The organism is Parerythrobacter lacustris, from assembly GCF_024626475.1.
Classification (GTDB): domain Bacteria; phylum Pseudomonadota; class Alphaproteobacteria; order Sphingomonadales; family Sphingomonadaceae; genus Parerythrobacter_A; species Parerythrobacter_A lacustris.
Genome location: NZ_JANKHH010000004.1, coordinates 260,944 through 281,295, shown reverse-complemented (window position 1 = coordinate 281,295; position 20,352 = coordinate 260,944). Strand labels below are relative to the sequence as shown.

At 63.6% G+C, this 20,352-nt stretch carries 18 protein-coding genes; 13 read left to right on the top strand and 5 right to left on the bottom strand.

The genetic code is table 11. The features are described from left to right. Positions 1 to 7: 7 nt before the first annotated feature. Positions 8 to 589 carry a nucleotide exchange factor GrpE gene (gene grpE / locus NSO95_RS07880; RefSeq protein ID WP_257595641.1) on the top strand — a complete coding sequence of 194 codons (582 nt, stop codon included), beginning with the start codon at positions 8 to 10 and terminating at the stop codon, positions 587 to 589. Positions 590 to 609: 20 nt separating this feature from the next. Beyond that, positions 610 to 2,355: a DUF885 domain-containing protein gene (locus NSO95_RS07875; protein ID WP_257595640.1), complete on the top strand. Its 1,746-nt coding sequence runs from the start codon at positions 610 to 612 to the stop codon at positions 2,353 to 2,355. A 149-nt stretch (positions 2,356 to 2,504) separates the two neighbouring features. Here NSO95_RS07875 and NSO95_RS07870 read toward each other — a convergent pair whose 3' ends face one another. The 4 genes from NSO95_RS07870 to NSO95_RS07855 form a co-directional block, all read right to left on the bottom strand. Continuing rightward, entirely contained in the window at positions 2,505 to 3,665 is a 1,161-nt protein-coding gene (locus NSO95_RS07870) for a PrnB family protein (RefSeq protein WP_257595639.1), read from the bottom strand. A 95-nt stretch (positions 3,666 to 3,760) separates the two neighbouring features. Next, positions 3,761 to 4,267 (bottom strand): PH domain-containing protein, encoded by a 507-nt coding sequence (locus NSO95_RS07865; RefSeq protein ID WP_257595638.1) that lies wholly within the window; start codon positions 4,265 to 4,267, stop codon positions 3,761 to 3,763. 24 nt (positions 4,268 to 4,291) lie between these two features. Further along, positions 4,292 to 4,714 carry a vgr related protein gene (locus tag NSO95_RS07860; RefSeq protein WP_257595637.1) on the bottom strand — a complete coding sequence of 141 codons (423 nt, stop codon included), beginning with the start codon at positions 4,712 to 4,714 and terminating at the stop codon, positions 4,292 to 4,294. An 89-nt stretch (positions 4,715 to 4,803) separates the two neighbouring features. After that, entirely contained in the window at positions 4,804 to 5,292 is a 489-nt protein-coding gene (locus tag NSO95_RS07855) for a copper chaperone PCu(A)C (protein ID WP_257595636.1), read from the bottom strand. 166 nt (positions 5,293 to 5,458) lie between these two features. Between NSO95_RS07855 and dnaK the strand changes: the two genes are divergently transcribed. Both dnaK and dnaJ read left to right on the top strand, forming a co-directional pair. After that, a complete protein-coding gene (dnaK, locus tag NSO95_RS07850; RefSeq protein ID WP_257595635.1) occupies positions 5,459 to 7,387 on the top strand; it encodes a molecular chaperone DnaK in 1,929 nt (642 codons plus the stop codon). A gap of 68 nt (positions 7,388 to 7,455) precedes the next feature. Further along, positions 7,456 to 8,583, top strand: a complete 1,128-nt coding sequence (dnaJ, locus tag NSO95_RS07845) for a molecular chaperone DnaJ (protein ID WP_257595634.1) — start codon at positions 7,456 to 7,458, stop codon at positions 8,581 to 8,583. On the opposite strand, the gene NSO95_RS07840 is transcribed toward dnaJ, so the two are convergent. Continuing rightward, positions 8,580 to 10,895, bottom strand: coding sequence for a patatin-like protein (locus tag NSO95_RS07840; RefSeq protein WP_257595633.1), 2,316 nt, complete (start codon positions 10,893 to 10,895; stop codon positions 8,580 to 8,582). The two genes, dnaJ and NSO95_RS07840, sit on opposite strands and share 4 nt — an antisense overlap. A 69-nt stretch (positions 10,896 to 10,964) precedes the next feature. Here NSO95_RS07840 and radA point away from each other — a divergent pair, with 69 nt between their 5' ends. The 9 genes from radA to NSO95_RS07795 all read left to right on the top strand — a co-directional run bounded on the left by radA (position 10,965) and on the right by NSO95_RS07795 (position 20,329). Beyond that, positions 10,965 to 12,329 carry a DNA repair protein RadA gene (gene radA / locus NSO95_RS07835; protein WP_257595632.1) on the top strand — a complete coding sequence of 455 codons (1,365 nt, stop codon included), beginning with the start codon at positions 10,965 to 10,967 and terminating at the stop codon, positions 12,327 to 12,329. Between the two features lie 13 nt (positions 12,330 to 12,342). Next, positions 12,343 to 12,870 carry a CvpA family protein gene (locus NSO95_RS07830; RefSeq protein WP_257595631.1) on the top strand — a complete coding sequence of 176 codons (528 nt, stop codon included), beginning with the start codon at positions 12,343 to 12,345 and terminating at the stop codon, positions 12,868 to 12,870. A 2-nt stretch (positions 12,871 to 12,872) separates the two neighbouring features. Then, a complete protein-coding gene (locus NSO95_RS07825) occupies positions 12,873 to 13,316 on the top strand; it encodes an iron-sulfur cluster assembly scaffold protein (protein WP_257595630.1) in 444 nt (147 codons plus the stop codon). Positions 13,317 to 13,349: 33 nt separating this feature from the next. Beyond that, the gene (locus NSO95_RS07820; protein ID WP_257595629.1) at positions 13,350 to 14,969 is read left to right on the top strand and encodes an MFS transporter; all 1,620 of its coding nucleotides are present in this window, start codon (positions 13,350 to 13,352) and stop codon (positions 14,967 to 14,969) included. Then, the gene (gene alr / locus NSO95_RS07815) at positions 14,962 to 16,011 is read left to right on the top strand and encodes an alanine racemase (RefSeq protein WP_257595628.1); all 1,050 of its coding nucleotides are present in this window, start codon (positions 14,962 to 14,964) and stop codon (positions 16,009 to 16,011) included. The genes NSO95_RS07820 and alr overlap by 8 nt, the downstream gene beginning before the upstream one ends. 70 nt (positions 16,012 to 16,081) lie before the next feature. Continuing rightward, positions 16,082 to 16,636, top strand: a complete 555-nt coding sequence (phaR, locus tag NSO95_RS07810; protein WP_436278028.1) for a polyhydroxyalkanoate synthesis repressor PhaR — start codon at positions 16,082 to 16,084, stop codon at positions 16,634 to 16,636. A 44-nt stretch (positions 16,637 to 16,680) separates the two neighbouring features. Then, complete coding sequence (gene proS / locus NSO95_RS07805; RefSeq protein WP_257595626.1) at positions 16,681 to 18,225, top strand: proline--tRNA ligase; 1,545 nt, start codon at positions 16,681 to 16,683, stop codon at positions 18,223 to 18,225. A 30-nt stretch (positions 18,226 to 18,255) separates the two neighbouring features. Further along, positions 18,256 to 18,846, top strand: coding sequence for a DUF805 domain-containing protein (locus NSO95_RS07800; RefSeq protein ID WP_257595625.1), 591 nt, complete (start codon positions 18,256 to 18,258; stop codon positions 18,844 to 18,846). Positions 18,847 to 18,901: 55 nt separating this feature from the next. Continuing rightward, positions 18,902 to 20,329: a M28 family peptidase gene (locus tag NSO95_RS07795; RefSeq protein WP_257595909.1), complete on the top strand. Its 1,428-nt coding sequence runs from the start codon at positions 18,902 to 18,904 to the stop codon at positions 20,327 to 20,329. The last annotated feature ends 23 nt before the right edge of the window (positions 20,330 to 20,352 follow it).

The window sequence follows — 20,352 nt, the reverse complement described above, 5'->3', positions numbered from 1 at the left end:
GAAAATCATGAGCGACAACAAGCAGCAGCCGCATGACGAGGCTGTCGAAAACGAACTGAAGGGTGTGCCCGAGGAGTTCCTCGACGATGGCGGCGATGACGATGCCGAAGGCGGTCTGGAAGAGGCGCTTGCGCAGCTGCGCAACGACCTCGAGACCTCGAAGCAGGAAACGCTTTACGCCAAGGCCGAGACGCAGAACGTCCGCCGCCGGGCGGAGAAGGACATCGCCGATGCCCGCGCCTATGCCGCCACCGGCTTCGCGCGCGATATCCTTTCGGTGGCCGACAACTTGGCGCGCGCGATCGATGCGGTGCCGGCAGACCTGCGCGATGACGACAAGTTCAAAGGCCTCGTCGCCGGGATCGAAGCGACCCAGCGCGAGATCGACAAGGTGTTCGGCCAGCATGGCATCAGCCGGATTGCCGCGATGGGCCTGCCGCTCGATCCGAACCAGCATCAGGCGATGATGGAGATCCCGAGCAAGGACCATGAGCCGGGCACCGTGATCCAGGAGATGCAGGCTGGTTACATGATCCGCGACCGCCTGTTGCGCCCCGCAATGGTCGCGGTGGCAAAGAAGCCGGACTGAGGACGGGCGAGGGGGCAGGGATGACAAGGATCGCACTTGTAGCCGGGACGATTCTTGTCTTTCTTGCAAACCCCGCGCTCGCTGAGGAAGCCGACGACGCCCGCGTCGTGGAGCTTGCCAGCGAGTTCCACCGCTACAACCAGCGCGAAAGCGGCGCTGAGACGGACGAAAGCGGTGCACGCAAGCCGCAGGCCCGGTTGTGGACGGTCACCCCGGAATTGCATCTTGCGCGGGCGCGGTTTTACAGCGAGCTGCTAGGCAAGCTGGAGGCTGTCCCTCAAGCCGATCTGTCGCCCGCCGCCCGAATCGATGCGGCGGTCCTGCGAACTCTGCTCGAGGAACAGATCGGCGATGCGCAGTTCCGGGAATGGGAAATGCCGTTCGATAGCGACAGCAACTTCTGGAGCTATCTCGATCGGGGGCGCGGCTTCACCACCGTCGAGGACTACGAGGCTTACATTGCGCGGATGCGCGATGTGCCGCGCTATTTCGGCGAGCATATTACCAACGCCCGCGCCGGGCTGGCGCGCGGGTTCAGCGTTCCGCGCGTGACGCTGGAGGGACGCGATGCCTCGATCGCCGCCTATGTCGTTGACGATCCCGAGAAGAGCCCGTTCTGGCGGCCCTTCGCGGACATGCCTGCGCGCTTTTCGGCAGACGACGCAGCGCGGCTGAAGGAAGCTGCGCGAGAGATCATCGCCAGCGATGTCACCGGCGCATACCGCGACCTGCTGCGCTTTATGCGCGAAGAATATGTCCCGCAGACCCGTGCCAGCCTCGCGGCGAAAGACATGCCGGACGGCGCGGCCTACTACAAGCAGCAGATCCGCCAATACACCACGCTCGACCTGACGGCGGACGAAATCCACCAGATCGGCCTCGCCGAAGTCGCCCGGATCACCGCCGAGATGGAGAAGGTTAAGGCCGAGGCCGGGTTCGAAGGGACCTTGCCGGAATTCGTCACCTTCCTGCGTACCGATCCGCAGTTCGTCGCCAGGACACCCGACGAGCTGATGGGCGTTTCAGCCTATGTCGCCAAGCGGGTGGATGGGGTGATCGGCGAATATTTCGGCTTCCTGCCGCGCCACCGCTTTACCATCCGTCCGGTCGATCCGGCGATCGCGCCGTTCTACACCGCCGGGCGGGGCGGGTACGACGCGTGCCAGATGAACACTTACGACCTGCCGTCGCGCCCGCTGTACAACATCCCGGCGCTTACGCTGCACGAGTGTGCACCGGGGCACAGCTTCCAGGCAGCGGTCGGTTCGGAGCAGCCTGCCTTCGCGCCGTTCCGGCAGGGGGTCTATTTCTCCGGCTTCGGCGAGGGGTGGGGGCTCTACACCGAATATCTCGGCGAAGAGATGGGTATCTACCGCACCCCCTACGAGCGGTTCGGGCGGCTGAGCTACGAGATGTGGCGCGCGGTCCGGCTGGTGATCGACACCGGCATCCACCAGTATGGCTGGAGCCGCGAGCAAGCTGTGGACTATCTCGCCTCGCGCACCGCACTGTCGCAGCACGAGGTCGGCACCGAGGTCGATCGCTACATCAGCTGGCCAGGGCAGGCTCTGGCCTACAAGCTGGGCGAAATGACCATGCGCCGCGTCCGCGCCAAGGCCGAGGCCGAGTTGGGCGAGAAGTTCGACATCCGCAAGTTCCACGACGTAGTGCTGTCGCTTGGTTCGGTGCCACTACCCGCGTTGGAGCAACGGATCGACGCCTTCATCGCCGACGGCGGACAGGGGCTTGAGGGGGCGGCGTACTAAACTATCCTCCCCAAAGACTTGCTTTGGGGAGGGGGACCGCCAGCCTGCAAGGCTGGTGGTGGAGGGGCCGGCGCACCATTGACCCTCCGTCACGACGCCTGCGGCATCGCGCCACCTCCCCATCGCAAGACGATGGGGAGGATATTCAGTCAGACCAACTGCGCGGCGTTTTCGTCGCGGTGCTTCTTCAGGTATTTCATGAACGGCGTGCCACCCGTGCCCACATCGGGGTCGTTGCCCGCAATGCTGCCAGCCTGCTTGTTGATATAGCTCGCCGCGTACTCGAGGTGCCGCGTGCGGAAGCGGGCCGATTGGGTGAGGCAGGCGTTGAACGCGTCCTTGAGGCTCTGGCTGCCAGCAGCGGTGACGAAATCGCGCAGTGTCGATTGCGCCGCGAGGTCTTCGATAAAGCGCCGGTGCGGTACCGGGCGATAGTGGTGCAGTTCGTCGAGGAAGCTCTTCAGCGGGTCCGCCGAGTGGCCGACCTGGAACAGCGCATCCATTGCCGGGACGATCGAGCTCTGCGATCCGGTCTGGCCGCGGAAGGCCTGCGGCTTTCCGCCGAACTTCTCCACGCCATCGTAGATGAGTCCGCCGTCTAGAGCCGGGTTGTTGGCCCAGCCATGAATATAGGGGCGCACGCGGTGGAAATAGATGTAGGGATCGCACCGCTCGGGCATGCGTGCGAAATGAGCGTAAATCCGCTCCCACGCGGCGTCCATCTCGACCAGCAGGCGCTCCGCCTCCGCATCGTCGCCATTCTTCGCCACGGTGACCAGCTTTGCCGCGTTGTCGAGCAGGACGCCCGCCTCGGCCTCGATCGCGACGTGGATCATCACGAACCAGTTCTCGTCGTCACCGCCGAGGAAGTTCTGGACCATATAGATATTTTCGAGGGTGATCGGCCCCGACTTGTCGAGCCGGGCCCAGTTGTCGAGCACATAGCCCGAGTAGGGCAGCAGCGCGGCCTGACCCAGCCGGTCCGCGACGGCGACCATCGGGCGTGCGAGGTTCGCGGGGAGGTATTGGGGCGCCTCGGGCTCACCCCAGACATAGGCCTGCACGAGGAATGAGTAGTGCACCATCGCGGTGCGGACTTCCTCTTCGGGGGCTTCGCGCGCCCAGTCTTCGAGCACCGGGTCGGCGAGATCGTTGAGCCAGTGGCGCACCCGGCCGCTCGACAACAGGCCCGAGAGGTTGCCGGCCGCTTGCTTCACCCCGTCGAAACGCGAGGGGAGGGTGATGTCATCGATCTCGTAATGCGAAAGGTAGCCGCGCGCACGCGACATGCCGTAATCCTGAATCTCCATGTTGGACTCGTTGGCCGGGCGCGGGTTGGGCCGCCCGGACGGTAATCCGGTATCAAGTGAAACCGGATTGCACAAGCGACGCTACGGAAACGTCCTCAGATCTGGTCGAGCGCCATGTCGATTTCGCGCACCCCGCGTTCGCGTCTGGCCGCATCGACCAGCTTGCGGATACCCTCGCGGCGTTCTTGCGCATGGGCGACGTGCTGCATCGAGAGCGCAGTGTTGCGGGTGGTCTCGTCGCTCGAGGTGACGGTTATCGTACCAATCCCGGCCAACTGGTTGAGCAGGCTGAAATCCATCCGCACGTCCTTCACGCGGTAGAGCTCGATCTCATCGACGCTCTTCATGATTATGCCCCGACGAACGACAATGCGCTCGCGGGTGACGCGAAACGATTCGCTCATCACCCCGATCCATTTCCACGCCACGAGCAGCAGGGCTGCAAGGGTTAGCATCAGCGGCCAATATCCCCACTGGTCGCCTTTGATCGCGAAACCAACGATACCTGCAAGCCCGAGCAGGATGGTGCCCAGTCCGACCGCGGTTCCGTAAAGCCAGCGCCCCAGAGAGGGGCGGAATTCGTCGTGTTGTTCGTTGGTCACCGCTGTTCCTCCTCGTTGGGTCTTCTATCCGGTCGCGCCGGGGAAGCGCACCAGCATATCATACGACGCTTTGTCGCTTATGCCGGCGACCTTCGCCCCGTTGCGCAGCATGAAGGCGTGTTTGACGATCTCCGCCTGCTGCTCGACACCGTATCGTTCGAGCGGCCAGCCGGGGCGGAGCGAATATTCGTAACGTTCCCCCGGCAGGCGGTTGAAAATGAGCCACCAGCGACCGTGCTTTTGCACCTGCCAGACATGCGTCATTTCGTGGATGAACAGCGCCTTGCGGTGCATGGGCGCGGTAGAAAAATCGTCGCAATAGACGTCGCCATGCGGATGGAAATGCAGGTGCCCGAGCGGCGCCATGGTGATCCGCTTGGGCTGGAACGGAAACCATTTGCGCCGCCGGATCAGCACTTTGCGATAGTCGATCGCGTCGCCGAACACAGAGCGCGCGAGTGCGACCTCGCCCGCAGTCAGCGGCCGCTCGCCGCCGACCGGGCATGTGGCACCCGCTGCATCGGCGGCGGCTGCGCTCAGCGTTCGTCCCCTGCGGCCTTGATGTCGAGCGGCACGGTGGCTTCTTCTCCGTTGGACAGCTTGATGGTCATATTGGTCTTGCCGCCGGCCTTCAACGTGTCCGCCGGCTTCATCGCCATGACGTGATAGCCGCCCGGCTCGAACTTGACCGGCGTGCGCGCCATCAGCGAGATCGGTGCGGCCTTGTCCATCTTCATCATCCCGTCGATCATGTCGACCGCGTGGATCTCGGAGCTTCCGGCGCCCTCCACAGTGATCGATTCGATGACCGGACCGCCGCCGCTCATATAGGTGAGGTCGAAATAGCCCGCAGCCGGATTGCCCGCGACCGCCGGGAGCACGAGCCGCGCGTTCTCGACCACGATGCGCTCTTTCGGCTTTGCTGCTTCCGCCGTCTCGCCTTCGGAGTTCGTAGCGTCGCCGCACGCGGCCAAGCCGAAGGTGAGCGCAGCCGCGATCGCTGCGCGCGTAAAACCGGATTTCATAATGCTCAATTCTCCCGTGTTGCGTTGCGAAATCTAGCCGCGCAGGTCTCTTGTGCCAACAAAAACCACACCTATATCGCCAGCATCTTCGAGTTGCCGAGCCGCTTTGCCACCTAGGGGAGCGAAACGTGCAGCGTCCAACATTGACAGACGGAATGGGAAACTAATGGCCAAAGTTATCGGTATCGACCTCGGCACCACCAACAGCTGCGTTGCCGTGATGGATGGGGGCAAGCCCAAGGTTATCGAAAATTCGGAAGGCGCGCGCACGACGCCTTCGATCGTCGCCTTCACCAAGGACGGCGAGCGCCTTATCGGCCAGCCGGCCAAGCGCCAGGCGGTTACGAATCCCGATAACACGCTGTTCGCCATCAAGCGCCTGATCGGCCGCCGGTTCGACGACCCCATGACCAAGAAGGACATGGAGATGGTCCCCTACAACATCGTCAAGGGCAAGACCGGCGACGCATGGGTCAAGGCCGGCGGCGAGGATTACTCGCCCAGCCAGGTTTCCGCCTTCATCCTCCAGAAGATGAAGGAAACCGCCGAAAGCTATCTCGGTGAGACGGTGACGCAGGCGGTGATCACCGTTCCCGCTTACTTCAACGACGCGCAGCGCCAGGCGACCAAGGACGCTGGCCAGATCGCAGGCCTTGAAGTCTTGCGCATCATCAACGAGCCGACAGCCGCCGCGCTTGCCTATGGCATGGACAAGGAAGACGGCAAGACCATCGCCGTTTACGACCTTGGAGGCGGCACTTTCGACGTCTCGATCCTCGAGATCGGCGACGGCGTGTTCGAAGTGAAGTCGACCAATGGCGACACCTTCCTTGGCGGTGAGGACTTCGACGGCGCGATCGTCGAGTATCTCGCCGACGAGTTCAAGAAGAAGGAAAACATGGACCTGAAGACCGACAAGCTCGCTCTTCAGCGCCTTAAGGAAGCCGCCGAAAAGGCCAAGATCGAGCTGAGCTCCAGCGCGCAGACCGAGATCAACCTGCCTTTCATCACCGCGCGCATGGAAGGCGGCGCGACCACTCCGCTGCACCTGGTCGAAACGCTCACCCGCTCGAAGCTCGAGCAGCTGGTCGGCGACCTGATCAAGCGCACGCTCGAACCGTGCAAGAAGGCGCTCGCCGATGCCGGGATCGACAAGGGCGGGGTGGACGAGGTGGTCCTCGTCGGCGGGATGACCCGCATGCCCAAGGTGCGCGAAGTGGTCGAGGAATTCTTCGGCAAGAAGCCGCATACGGGCGTCAATCCGGATGAAGTCGTCGCCATGGGTGCCGCTATCCAGGCGGGCGTGCTGCAGGGCGATGTCAAGGACGTGCTGCTGCTCGACGTGACCCCGCTGTCGCTTGGCATCGAGACGCTGGGCGGCGTGTTCACCCGGATGATCGACCGCAACACGACGATCCCGACCAAGAAGACGCAGACCTACTCCACCGCCGAGGACAACCAGCAGGCGGTGACGATCCGCGTGTTCCAGGGCGAGCGTGAGATGGCGGCGGACAACAAGATGCTCGGCCAGTTCGATCTGCTCGGTATTCCGTCGGCCCCGCGCGGCGTGCCGCAGATCGAAGTCACTTTCGACATCGACGCCAACGGCATCGTCAACGTCAGCGCCAAGGACAAGGGAACCGGCAAGGAACAGCAGATCCGCATCCAGGCCTCGGGCGGCCTGTCCGATTCAGATATCGAACAGATGGTGCAGGACGCCGAGAAATTCGCCGAGGAAGACAAAAAGCGCCGTGAAAGCGCCGAAGCGCGCAACCAGGCCGACAGCCTGGTTCATGCGACGCAGAAGCAGCTCGACGAGAACGGCGACAAGGTCGATGCCGATACCAAGGCTTCCGTTGAAGCGGCCCTGGCAACCGCCAAGACCGCGCTCGAAGGCGACGATGTCGATGCGATCAACTCTTCCGCGCAGGCGCTGACCGAAGCGGCCATGAAGATGGGCCAGCAGATCTACGAGAAGGAGCAGGCGAATGCGGCTCCGGGCGACGCGGGCGAGGGCGATGCCCAGACCTCGGCTGCCGACGAAGACGTGGTCGACGCCGAATTCTCCGAAGTCGACGAAGACACCAAGGGCTGAGCCCGATGCACAACCCGACCGCCGCCGATGCCCCGAGCCTCGGCGGCGGTTAGGATTGGGATCCGAACATGTCTTCCGTCGATATCGATTTCTACGAACTGCTCGAAGTCAGCCGCGATGCGGACGACAAGGTGCTGAAGAGCGCGTACCGCCGGCTTGCAATGCAATACCACCCGGACCGCAACCCCGGCTGCACCGAATCCGAGGCGAAATTCAAGGCGATAAGCGCCGCCTATGACTGTCTGAAAGACCCGCAGAAGCGGGCCGCCTATGACCGGTTCGGTCATGCTGCGTTCCAGAATGGCGGGGCAGGTGGCCATGGCGGGTTCGGCCAGCAGGACTTCGGCGATATCGGCGATATCTTCGAGACGATCTTCGGCAGCGCATTCGGGGGCGGCGGTGCGCAACAGCGCCCCCGGCGTGGGGCCGACCTGCGATACGATATGCAGGTGACGCTCGAAGAAGCGTTCCACGGCAAGCAGACCGAAATCGAGATCGAAGTCTCACAAAGCTGCGACACGTGCAGCGGCACCGGCGCGACGCCCGGAACCGGTACCCGCAGATGCAATTTGTGCGGCGGGTACGGCAAGGTCCGCGCCAAGCAGGGTTTCTTCGTGGTTGAGCGGCCTTGCCCCAATTGCCACGGCCGCGGGGAAGTGATCGAGAAGCCCTGCACCGACTGCCGGGGCGAAGGACGGCTCGACAAACCGGTGGCACTCGACGTCAACATCCCAGCCGGGGTCGACACCGGTACCCGCATCCGCCTGTCCGGCAAGGGTGAGGCGGGGCCGCGCGGCGCACCGCCGGGCGATCTCTACATCTTCGTCCATGTGAAGGACCATGCGGTCTTCCAGCGTGAAGGCACCACGCTGCTGTCGCGCGTGCCGATCAGTTTCACGACGGCAGCTCTTGGCGGCTGTGTGGAAATTCCCGACCTCTCGGGCGAGACCAACACCGTGGACATTCCGGCCGGGATCCAGTCGGGCAAGCAGTTGCGCGTGCGCGGGGCCGGGATGCCGGTGCTGCAGGGGCGCGGACGGGGTGACATGGTGGTCGAGATCATGGTCGAAACTCCGACTAAACTGTCCAAGGCCCAGCGCGAGATCCTCGAACAATTCCGTGAGACCGAAACCGGCGACGAATGCCCGGAGAGCAAGGGCTTCATCGATCGGCTCAAGGATGTGTTCGGCGCCTAGCTTAGGCGTTGCTCGATCTCACCGCGAATACGGCCGATCAGCGCGGGGTCTGCGCGCAGCCGATCCTGCTCCTCGTCGAGGATCGCCAGAAACGCGCGCCGCTTGAAGTCGCGGCAGATCAATCCGTCGAAATGCGGCCCCACGGTCGAACACACGAGGTCGATCATCCGCTCCGCCCCGTGCAGGCGGCCCCACAGATAGTCGTTCTCGCGGTAGGAACGGCTGAAGAATGCCCCGAAATTGTAGAACTCGATCCCGCGCAGGGTCGCACGCGTTCCACCCTCTCGGATCGAACGGGCATCGTCGGGGCTGATCCGGTCGACCTTGATCGGGTCGAACTCGGTAAGGCCCTCGTGTCGCATCAGCGGCAAGGTGGCGATGTCATAATAGGGGAAGCCGAGATAGGTCAGCAGCATGCGGCGCCGGAGGTTCTTCGGCATGGCCTCGAAGGCATCGGCCAGCATCGCCTCGGCGCGTGCGTCCACATCGACCAGTAGCCTGCGCTGGCCGATGGTATCGAGTACCTCACCGGGGCGCTTGAATACGCCTGCCGCGATCTGCGGAAAATCGTCACCCAATGCGGTCAGATTGTCGCGCTCGAAGTACAGTGCGAGGATGCGGTAGATCACCTCCCTGGCATTCTCGATCGCTTCGTCATCGAGTTCCGGATCGGACTCCCAATCGCGCGAAAGCCTCCGGGCGAGCAAACGCAGCCTGCGGATACGAAATCCGAGATCGTGCGAGCGGAAAAAGGTAATCGCCGCATCGTTGGAACCGCCCTTCGGTGCGGCGAGGCTGGACAGGCCCCGCGCTTCGAGCAGGCTATGGAAGGTTTCCGCCACATGCGCGGAATCGGGCATGCCCATTTCCGGCGCTGCGTGATGCACCAGCTGCGCGAGCTCCTCGACGATACCCGTAAACTTGGCCTGCGCATAGGATTGGTAAGCGAACCCCGATGCCTTGGCCGCCGCTTCCTGTGCCTTGTTCCGCCACGCGACGAGTCGCCTTGGAGTGGGTTGGTCGAGGAAGAATGTGCGCCCGAACAGCTTCTCGACCTCGGCATCCACTTCGGGCCGCAGTGCGATGATCATCCGGCGCAGGCGATCCGCCTCGCGCGATTGCCGTTCGAGAGTTTCGAGGTTGTCGCGGATCGGCTGCTCGCGCGGGATGGTCGAAAGCGAACCGAAGATCGCGCCGAAAAAACCGACGGGCTCGCCGTGATTGTCGCGCAGCGAGCCAACCCGGTCGGGGCGAGGGTCGATATAGACGAACCGGCGATCGACTTCGCGCTGGGCCGGGCGACCTTGCAGCGCCTTGATCGCGCCATCGAATGGTTTGTTGACCAGCACCGACCCGTCGATCAGCGAGACATCATTTTCGCGTCCATCGCGTACATGGCTCGGCATGATGCGCTGAAGGAAAGCGCTGCGCGTAGGCCAGCCGTCTTGCCCCTGCTCGGCCAACCGGTCGATCTCGGCGAGCCGGACCGGCGGGAACGCGCCGGGAAAACTTGCGGTCGATCGCGCGGCCAGCGTCAGTTCGAGGGGGTCTGCCAGCGGTTCGCCGCCCTTGCCAGGGACGGCCGCAGCGAAGGAAATCGGCATGCGATGCTCGGTTTCCTCGACCATCCGCGGGCTGTTGAGGCGCAGATACTCGAGATGGCCGCGAAAGTCGGTAGCCGTCACGAACAGGTCGATCGGGTGCCCTTCGGGCAACAAGGGTTGCTCGACCGGTGCCGCCGCCATTGCAGCGAAAGCATCGTACAGTAGCTGCGAAAAGCCGCTGCCGGAAAATGGCGGCTGGAACCACCGGCCACGGACGAAGCGCGAGACCTTGCGCCGGACCTCGGAGCGGGTCTCGGGCGCGACGCTTTCCGAGACGGCGTTGCCGGGTCGCTTGAACAGCCACCAGGCGATCGGTTGCGCCCAGAATTTGGCGAACCGCCACACCGGGCGCGCATCGGGGTCGAGCAGCTTATCGACATCCGCATTGTCCAGCCACAGGTCGGTCAGTGGTTCGAGCGACTGGCCTGAATGCACCGCCTGCGCGAGGAACACCGCGTTGATTCCGCCCGCGCTCGCGCCGGACATAATGTCGGGCAAGACGCGCAGGCGCAGGTCGCTGTTGGCCTGGATATGGTCTAGCAGGTCGCGGTAGACGCCTTGCACGCCGTCGCGTCGCTTCTCACCCGAATGGAAATGACGGCTCGCACGCGCCAGTTTCCACACTTCCTTGGTCACGCCGTGCATATACACCGCGAGGCTGACACCCCCGTAGCACACCAGCGCAATGCGAAGTTCCTTCTGGCGCATGGCGGGACTGTGCCGACAAATTGGCACTTGCGCAATTGCGTTCCCCAAATGTTCTGATAATGCCGGGGTATGGCGAAAGCAAAGCGGCGATATATCTGTCAGGCTTGCGGGTCGGTGTCGCACCGCTGGCAAGGCCAATGCCCCGATTGCGCGGAATGGAACACTCTGGCCGAGGATGCGCCGGCAACCGTGTTTTCGCTCAAACACGATCTTTCCGCCGGAGGGCGACCGGTAACGTTCGAGCCGCTCGATATGCCCGGCGCGCCGCTCGAGCGAAGGCCGACCGGGCTGGCCGAGTTCGATCGTGCCTTGGGCGGCGGCCTCGTACCCGGCTCGGCGATCCTGATGGGCGGCGATCCGGGCATCGGCAAATCGACCTTGTTGCTCCAGGCGGCGGCGAAGATCGCGAAGGCGGGCGGCGAAACCGTCTATGTCAGCGGCGAGGAAGCGGCCGGGCAGGTCCGGCTGCGCGCCTCGCGGCTGGGCCTCGCCGATGCGCCGATCAAGCTGGCCTCGGCCACTTCGGTGCGCGACATCCTGACTACGCTCCACAGCATGACACCGCCAGCGTTTTTGGTGATCGATTCGATCCAGACGATGCATTCGGACACGATCGAGGGCGCGCCCGGCACCGTCAGCCAGGTCCGCGGCTGCGCGTTCGAGCTGATCCGTTACGCCAAGGAAAGCGGCACCGCACTGGTGCTTGTGGGCCATGTCACCAAGGACGGGTCGATCGCCGGGCCGCGCGTGCTCGAGCATATGGTCGACGTGGTCATGAGCTTCGAGGGGGAGCGCAGCCACCAGTACCGTATCTTGCGCGCGCTCAAGAACCGCTTCGGCGCAGTTGACGAGATCGGCGTGTTCGCGATGGCGGGGCAGGGGCTGGAGGAGGTCAGGAACCCCTCGATGCTGTTCCTCTCCGGTCGGGACGAACCCCTTGCGGGCAGCGCTGTTTTCCCCGCGCTGGAAGGCACCCGTCCGGTGCTGGTCGAGGTGCAGGCACTGATCGTCCGCTTACAGTCGGGTGCAACCCCGCGCCGCGCGGTGGTCGGCTGGGATTCGGGGCGGCTGGCGATGCTGCTGGCGGTGCTCGAATCGCGCTGCGGGCTGAATTTCAGCTCGGCCGAAGTCTATCTCAACGTCGCCGGCGGATACCGGCTGTCCGACCCGGCAGCCGATGTTGCAGTGGCGGCAGCTCTGGTTTCCGCCCTGGCCGACAAGCCATTGCCGACCAACAGTGTCTGGTTCGGCGAGATCTCGCTCGCCGGCGAGGTTCGACCGGTGGCTCATGCGGGATTGCGCACCAAGGAAGCTGCGAAGCTGGGGTTCGGCATCGGTGTCGGGCCGGAGGATGCCGACGGTTCATCCGATCTTAACTACCGGGGCCTCAAGCAATTGGCCAATCTCGTTGACCGGGTGATGGCTTCACCCTAACTCTGCGGCCCTTATGACAGGCTTCGACATCATCGTTCTTATCATCGTCGGCGTCGCGGCCGTCGGCGGTTTCCTGCGCGGGCTGGTGCAGGAAGTCCTGTCGCTCGCCTCGTGGTTCCTAGCGATCTTCGCGATCAAGTATCTGCATACCCCGCTGTACGATGCATTGACGCCTCATACAGGAGCCAGCCCGGCTACCGCAATTCTCGCTTTCGTCCTGCTGCTGCTCATTCCTTATGCGGCAATGAAGCTGATTGCCGGGCGCGCCGGCCTTACCGCGCGCAATTCGATCCTCGGTCCGATCGATCGGGTGCTCGGCTTTGGTTTCGGAGCGATCAAGGGCGCACTGATCGTGGTCATTGCCTTCTCCTTGCTGGTTCTCGGTTACGATACCGTCTGGGGGATCGCCGGACGTCCGGCATGGATCACAACCGCGCGGACCTATCCGGTGGTCAATGCCTCGACCGATGCTCTGGTCGACCTGGTGCACGAGCGTCGATCGCAACTGCGCGAAGCCGACAGATCGATCGAAGAGGAATAACCATGCCGCAAGCGGGAAGCGCCGCGCGGCTGTATACCCCTGATCTGCTAGCGCTTGCGATCGAGTTGGCGGACTACCCAATCCTGCCGACCCTGCCTCGGTTCGGAGATGCCCGCTCGCGCAGTTGCGGGAGCCGGGTGCGCCTCGCATGCAGTCTCCGCTCCGACGATACGATCGAACGGCTAGGCCTTGAAGTGACCGCCTGCGCAGTCGGGCAGGCGGCTGCAGCGATCTTCGCGGCCGAGGCTGCGGACAAGTCATTGACCGACATGCAACGCGCGCTGGTGGAACTCGAACTCTGGCTGGAGGGGAGCGCCTTGGCACCGAGCTGGCCGCAGATCGACCGCCTGTCTCCGGCGCGTGCCTTTCCCGGTCGGCACGGGGCCATCCTGTTGCCGTGGAAGGCCGCAGTTGAAGCGCTTTCCAACCCGCCTGCACCCCGCTAGACCGCCCGCAGATCATACGGGGGAGTAGTGTGCATGAATGCCACGGTCGCGGCGCAGGAACATCAGCCGAGCGAGAAGGAAATCCGCCTCGTGATCGCCGCCAGTTCGGCCGGCACGGTGTTCGAGTGGTTCGATTTCTTCATCTACGGCGCGCTGGCCAAGCTGATCGGTGATGCCTTTTTCCCGTCTGACAACGAAACCCTGAAGCTGTTGCTGGTGTGGGCCGGGTTTGCGGTCGGTTTCGGGTTCCGCCCCCTCGGCGCGGTTCTGTTCGGCTTCCTCGGGGATCGCCTGGGGCGCAAATACACCTTCCTCGTGACCGTCACGCTGATGGGCATCGCCACCGCCGGGGTCGGGCTTGTGCCCAGCGCGGCATCGATCGGTATCGCGGCACCGCTGATCGTGATCGGACTTCGCATCTTGCAGGGCCTGGCTTTGGGCGGTGAGTATGGCGGAGCGGCGATCTATGTCGCCGAGCACGCGCCGCCGGAAAAGCGCGGGTACTACACCAGCTTCATTCAGGCGAGCGTGGTCGGAGGGTTCGTGCTCAGTATCGCCGTGGTGTTGCTGTGCCGCGCCCTGATCCCCGAGGAGGCGTTCAATGCATGGGGCTGGCGCATCCCGTTCCTGCTGTCGATCATCCTGCTGGGGATCTCGCTGTGGATGCGGCTCAAGCTGTCCGAGAGCCCCGTTTTCCGGGCGATGAAAGAGGCGGGCGAAACCGCCAAGAATCCCTTCGTCGAGAGCTTCACCTACCCCGGTAACTTGAAGCGCATCTTCGTGGCGCTGTTCGGGGTGGCGGGTGTGCTGACCGTCATCTGGTACACGGCCTTCTTCTACGGTCTTTCCTTCCTGCGCGATCCGATGCGGGTCGACGAAGGCGTGACCGAGATTGTGGTTCTCATCGCCGGACTCATCTCGATGAGCTTCTACATCATGGTCGGCCGCTGGTCGGACAGGGTGGGGCGCAAGAAGCCGATCATTATCGGTGCGATCGCCACGCTTGCCCTGCTGTTCCCGATCTTCTGGGGGCTGGGTGCGCTCAGCAACCCCGGACTCGCCAAAAGCGCGCGCGAAATGCCGGTCGCGGTTGCCGGCCAAGGGTGTGATTTCGATCCTTTCGCCAGCAAGCAGGCCACCGAATGCGGGCGCTTGCTGGCGGACCTCACTTCGTTGGGGGTGGGATATTCGATCGGCGAGCCGAACGGCGAGGCACGGCTGACCGTTGGCGGTGGCCAGCTCAATGTCGATCTGGCCGACGACGCTGGGCGCAAGGCCGCGCTTCAGTCTGCGCTCGAGGCCAAGGGTTACGATTTCTCCCGGCAGCAGCCGCCGCTGCTCAATCTGGTCGGGATCGTTGCGCTGCTGTGCGCACTCGGGATGCTGTCGGCGCTGACCTACGGTTCGGTCGCTGCCTTGCTCGCCGAGATGTTCCCGGCGCGCATCCGCTACAGTTCGATGTCGATCCCCTACCATATTGGGGCGGGATATCTCGGCGGGTTCCTTCCCCTGATCGCGGCCTATATCGTCGCCACCACGGGCGATGCATATGCCGGGCTGTGGTACTGCTGGGCGGTCATGGCGTTCGGCCTGGTGGTGGCATGGTGGGGCTTGCCCGACGGCCCGCCGCGAGATTTCGAAGAGCATGGCTGACATCCCCCCGGCCGCGCTGAGGCTGCGCCTCGACCGTTCGGCACTTGCTGACAACTGGACCGCGCTCGATACCATGTCGGGCGGTGCGAGTGCGGGTGCCGCGGTAAAGGCCGATGCCTATGGGCTCGGCGTCGAGCATGCAGTGCCTGCGTTGCTGGGCGCCGGCGCGCGCGAATTCTTCGTCGCGCACTGGTCGGAAGTTGTTTCCGTCGCCCGGTTTGTAGCCCCCGGTTCGATCAGCGTGCTTCACGGACCGGGATCGGGGGCCGAAGCCGCCTATGCGCGCATACTGGGCGTGATGCCGGTCATCAACAGTCTGGCGCAAGCAAGGATATGGCTCGAAAACGGGGGCGGGCCATGTCACCTCATGGTCGACACTGGAATCAACCGACTCGGGCTATCGCTGCATGAGCTGGGCGATCCTGTTCTTGCATCGCTCGACATCGACATGCTGATGTCGCACCTCGCGTCGGCCGACGAGGACAGCGACCTCAACCGCCTCCAGCTCGAGCGGTTTCGCGGCGTGGTTGCACTAGTGGCGCATCGCCGACGCAGCCTAGCAAACAGCGCCGGCATAGCGCTGGGATCGCAGTACCATTTCGATGCAACCCGGCCCGGACTATCGCTCTATGGCGGTATACCGCGCGGCGAGCTCGACGGTGCAATCCGTCAGGTCGCTTACCCGCAAGCCGCTGTCCTGCAGCGCCGGACCATCGCGCCGGGGGACAGCGTGGGTTACAATGCGACCTTTACAGCCGCTCGGGAAACCGAATTGGCAGTGGTGTCGCTCGGCTACGCCGACGGGTTCCTGCGCCCCCGCGGGCCAGGCGGCTGGTTCGAATGGGAAGGCATCCGCTTGCCGATCCTCGGCAAGGTTTCGATGGACATGATCGTGGTCGATGCGGGCGCAGCGCCCGAAATCCGCGAAGGTGACTGGCTCGAAGTTCCGTTCAGCCTGCCCGAAATCTCTGCCAGCTCGGGCATTTCGCAATACGAACTGCTGACGACCTTGGGGCATCGGTTCGAACGCACAGCTATCTGACAGCGATTTGTTGCACTGCACTTGCTGCACCTGCTAATGCAGCATGCATTGCAACATGAGAGGGCAGGCGATGGCCAAGCGCGATCCGCAGGATGGTGAAGCGACCATCATCAAGAAATACGCCAACCGGCGGCTCTACAACACCGGTTCGTCGAGCTACATCACGCTCGACGATCTGGCGAAGATGACGCGCGAAGGGGTCGATTTCAAAGTGGTCGATGCCAAGACCGGCGACGACATTACCCATTCGATCCTGACCCAGATCATCATGGAAGAAGAATCGGGTGGATCGCAGATGCTGCCGGTCAGTTTCCTGCGCGACCTGATCGCGATGTACGGCAATTCGATGCAGTCGATGATGCCGAGCTATCTCGAAGCGAGCATGGAAAATTTCCGCAAGAACCAGACGAAGCTGCAGGAGGCGTTCAAAAAGGGCATCACCGGCAATCCGTTGGCCAAGATTGCGGAGACCAACCTTGCCGTCATGAAGGCGATGGGCGACGCGCTGTTGCCGGGCGCAAAATCCGCCGGAGGTGGCGATAAGCCGTCCGACAGCGAAGAGATCGCCGCGCTGCGTCGCCAGATGGCGGAAATGCAGAAGAAGCTCGACCAGTTGGGCAAATAGGATCGGCGCGAAGCCGGCCATCCGAATTCAAGCAGGAACATCACGTGTCAAACATCCGCCACGCCCTCTCGGTGAAGCGCGCCGACGATTTTGCGCAATGGTACCAGGAGGTCATCTCCGCCGCCGATCTCGCCGAGGATTCGGGGGTGCGCGGCTGCATGGTCATCAAGCCGTGGGGCTACGGCATATGGGAACGCATCCAGCGATTGCTCGACCAGCGGATCAAGGACACGGGGCATGACAACGCCTATTTCCCGCTGTTCATTCCGCTGTCGAACTTCGAGCGCGAGGCCGAGCATGTCGAGGGCTTCGCCAAGGAAATGGCGGTCGTCACCCACCACCGGCTGATTGCCGGACCGGACGGCGGGCTGATTCCCGATCCCGAAGCGAAGCTGGAGGAACCGCTCGTCGTCCGGCCTACGTCGGAAACGATTATCGGTGACGCCATGGCGCGCTGGGTGCAGAGCTGGCGCGACCTGCCGCTCAAACTCAACCAATGGGCCAATGTCGTGCGGTGGGAAATGCGCACCCGCATGTTCCTGCGGACCAGCGAATTCCTGTGGCAGGAAGGCCATACCGCGCACGAAACCGCCGAAGACGCCAAGGAGCACACCATGCGGATGCTCGAAGTCTACCGCGCCTGCGCCGAGGAGGACCTCGCGCTGCCGGTAATCGCGGGCGAGAAGCCGGAGAACGAGCGCTTCCCCGGCGCGGTCGAGACCTGGTCGATCGAGGCGATGATGCAGGACGGCAAGGCACTGCAAGCCGGGACCAGCCATTATCTCGGGACCAATTTCGCGCAGGCTTCGGGCATCCGCTACCAGGACCGTGAAGGCACCCAGCAGCTCTGCCACACCACCAGCTGGGGCGTTTCGACCCGGATGATCGGCGGGGTCGTCATGACCCATGGCGACGACGACGGACTGCGCGTCCCCCCGGCGATCGCACCGTGGCAGGTGGTTATCCTGCCGATGCTGCGCGACAAGCCGGAGGATGCGGCGCTGATCGGCTATTGCTCCGAACTCAAGGCGGCAATCGGGGCGCAGTCGGCCCTGAATGAACCGGTCCGGGTGCTGCTCGATACAAAGCCCGGGAAGGCTGCGGCGAAGCGCTGGGACTGGGTGCGCAAGGGCGCTCCGATCATCATCGAAGTCGGTGGCCGCGATATGGAGAACGGCGTCGTCAGCCTGCTCCGCCGCGACCGGCTGTGGGATGCCGCGACCGGCAAGTCCGCTTTCGAGACGCCCACTCGCGAGGCTGCGGGCGAGGGCATCGGGGCAATGCTCGAGCAAATCCAGACCGCGCTGCTGGACGAGGCGCGCGCGCGGCGCGATGCCAATATCACACGCGGGGTCGAAACGACCGAGCAGCTCGCAAACTTCTACAACTCAGGCGAGCGCTTCCCCGGCTGGGTCGAAGTGCAATGGGCCAGACCCACTGGCGCGGCGCTGGACAAGGTCGTCGAGTTCCTCAAGGAACACAAGCTGACCATCCGCAATGTGCCGCGGGGCGGTAATGCGGCGGATGGCACATGCATTTTCACCGGGGAACCGGCAGTGGAACGCATTCTCGTCGCGCGCGCCTATTAGCCCGCGCTGACACCAACGGGGTAGGAAACCATGATCCAGTCCATCCGCTACAATCTCGCGAACCTCGGAAACTTCAATGGGCGCGACGCGCGCTCCACCTTCTGGTGGTACATGCTGTTCCTCGTCCTGATCCAGTTCGTGCTGGGTCTCGTGATCTCCATCCCGATGTATGCGCAAATGTTCACATCGGCGTTCGAGGCGGCGCGAAGCGGGGTCGACCCGCAGGATCTAAACGCCGCGATGCTATCCGGTCTCGGCGATCATATGCGCAATGCCGCCTACTACGGCGCGGCATTGTCGCTCGTCAGCGTGGGTCTGTTCTCGGCCAGCTTCGTCCGCCGGCTGCACGATTCGGGGAAGCCGGGCTGGTGGCTGGTCCTCGCGCTGGCACCGTTTGTTTACACCACGGTAATGAACGTCATCAACATCGACCAGGTGATCGCGATGACCGAATCCGCGATGACACAGACCGACCCCGAAAAGGCCTTGGGCGACCAGTCGCGCCTTTATATGTACAGCATCATCGGGTGGGCGGGCTATTTGGTCACGATCATATTCGGCGTGCTTGAATCCGATGACGGGCCCAACGCCTATGGCGAGCAGCCCGCGCCAATGGGGTGAAGCCGCGCGTACATCCGGTCTTGCCATCGGCGCGCGCAGTCTCGAAAAGGTGGCGATGCGCTATGTCCTCCCTCTTGTCGCCCTGATCGCTGCAAACCCACTCTCCGCACAAGACGATGATCCGGCTGCGGCGGTTTCTTCCGAACGCCTAAAGGCCGACGTCGAGCGGCTCGTCGCCTTCGGCACGCGCCATACGCTGTCCGAACAGGACAATCCGGAACGTGGTATCGGCGCTGCGGTGGACTGGGGCGCGGAGACTTTCCGCACAATCTCTGCCGAGTGCGGCGGCTGCCTCGAAGTGGTGCTGCCCGAACGCATGGTCGAAGGCCGGAGGATCACAACCCCGGTCCTCCTGCGCAATGCGGTCGCGATCCAGCTCGGGACGGAACGCCCGAACGAAGTCGTCATCGTGCAGGGCCATATCGACAGCCGTGTTACCGATGTGATGGACTTCACCAGCGATGCGCCCGGCGCGAATGACGATGCATCGGGCACAGCGCTGGTGATCGAAGCGGCCCGCGCGCTCTCGCAGCGGCAATATCCGACCACCATTGTCTATGCGCTTCTATCGGGCGAGGAACAGGGGCTCTACGGCGGTCAGTTGCTGGCCGACTACGCAGAGGCGCAAGGCTGGACGGTCAAGGCCGTGCTCAACAACGATATCGTCGGTGGCAGCTGCGGTTCGGACGGCTATTGCGATGACAAGGCGGTACGGGTGTTCTCCGAAGGGCCACGCGCCGACCTGACCGATGCCTTGCGCGCCGACCAGCGCCGAAACGGGGGCGAGAACGACAGCCCGGGGCGCAACCTCTCGCGCTGGCTGGACAATCTGGCCGACGAATATCCAGGCGAGATCGATGTGCGGCAAATCTGGCGGACCGACCGCATGGGGCGGGGCGGAGATCAGATCCCGTTCCTCGACAAGGGCTATCCGGCGATCCGCTTCTCGGTCGCGGTCGAGGATTACGATCACCAGCACCAGGACCTGCGGGTCGAGGACGGCGTCACCTATGGCGACACGGTGGACGAGATGGACTTCGCCTATCTCGCCAAGGTCACCCAGCTCAATGTCCGGGCCTTGGACCGGCTGGCGCGGGCGCCGATGCCGCCCAGAGTTTCAATAGATGCGGCAGTGAAGACCTTCTCAGAACTGGATTGGCCTCATGTCCCCGGTGCAAACTTGTACAAGGTTTGGCTGCGACGTACCGATGAATCCTATTGGATGACCGAGCCGGTGTATGAGTACACTCCTGCTGATGAGCCGCTGGACGAATTTTCGGTAAGCGCGACCGTGACAGAAGATGAGCCGGTTGTTGCTTTCGAAAGCTCTGAGGGAATTGGCGTTGAGCTAGGTGGTACTCGGGGCGATGATTGGATATTTGGCGTTTCGGCCTGCGATGGTGAAAATTGTTCGCCCGTCTCAAGCGCGGTTCCGGCGGGCGCATTCGCCCCGATTGCCAAGGAACAGGGTGACAGCGAGTAGCGCCGTCCCCATATGGGCCGCCT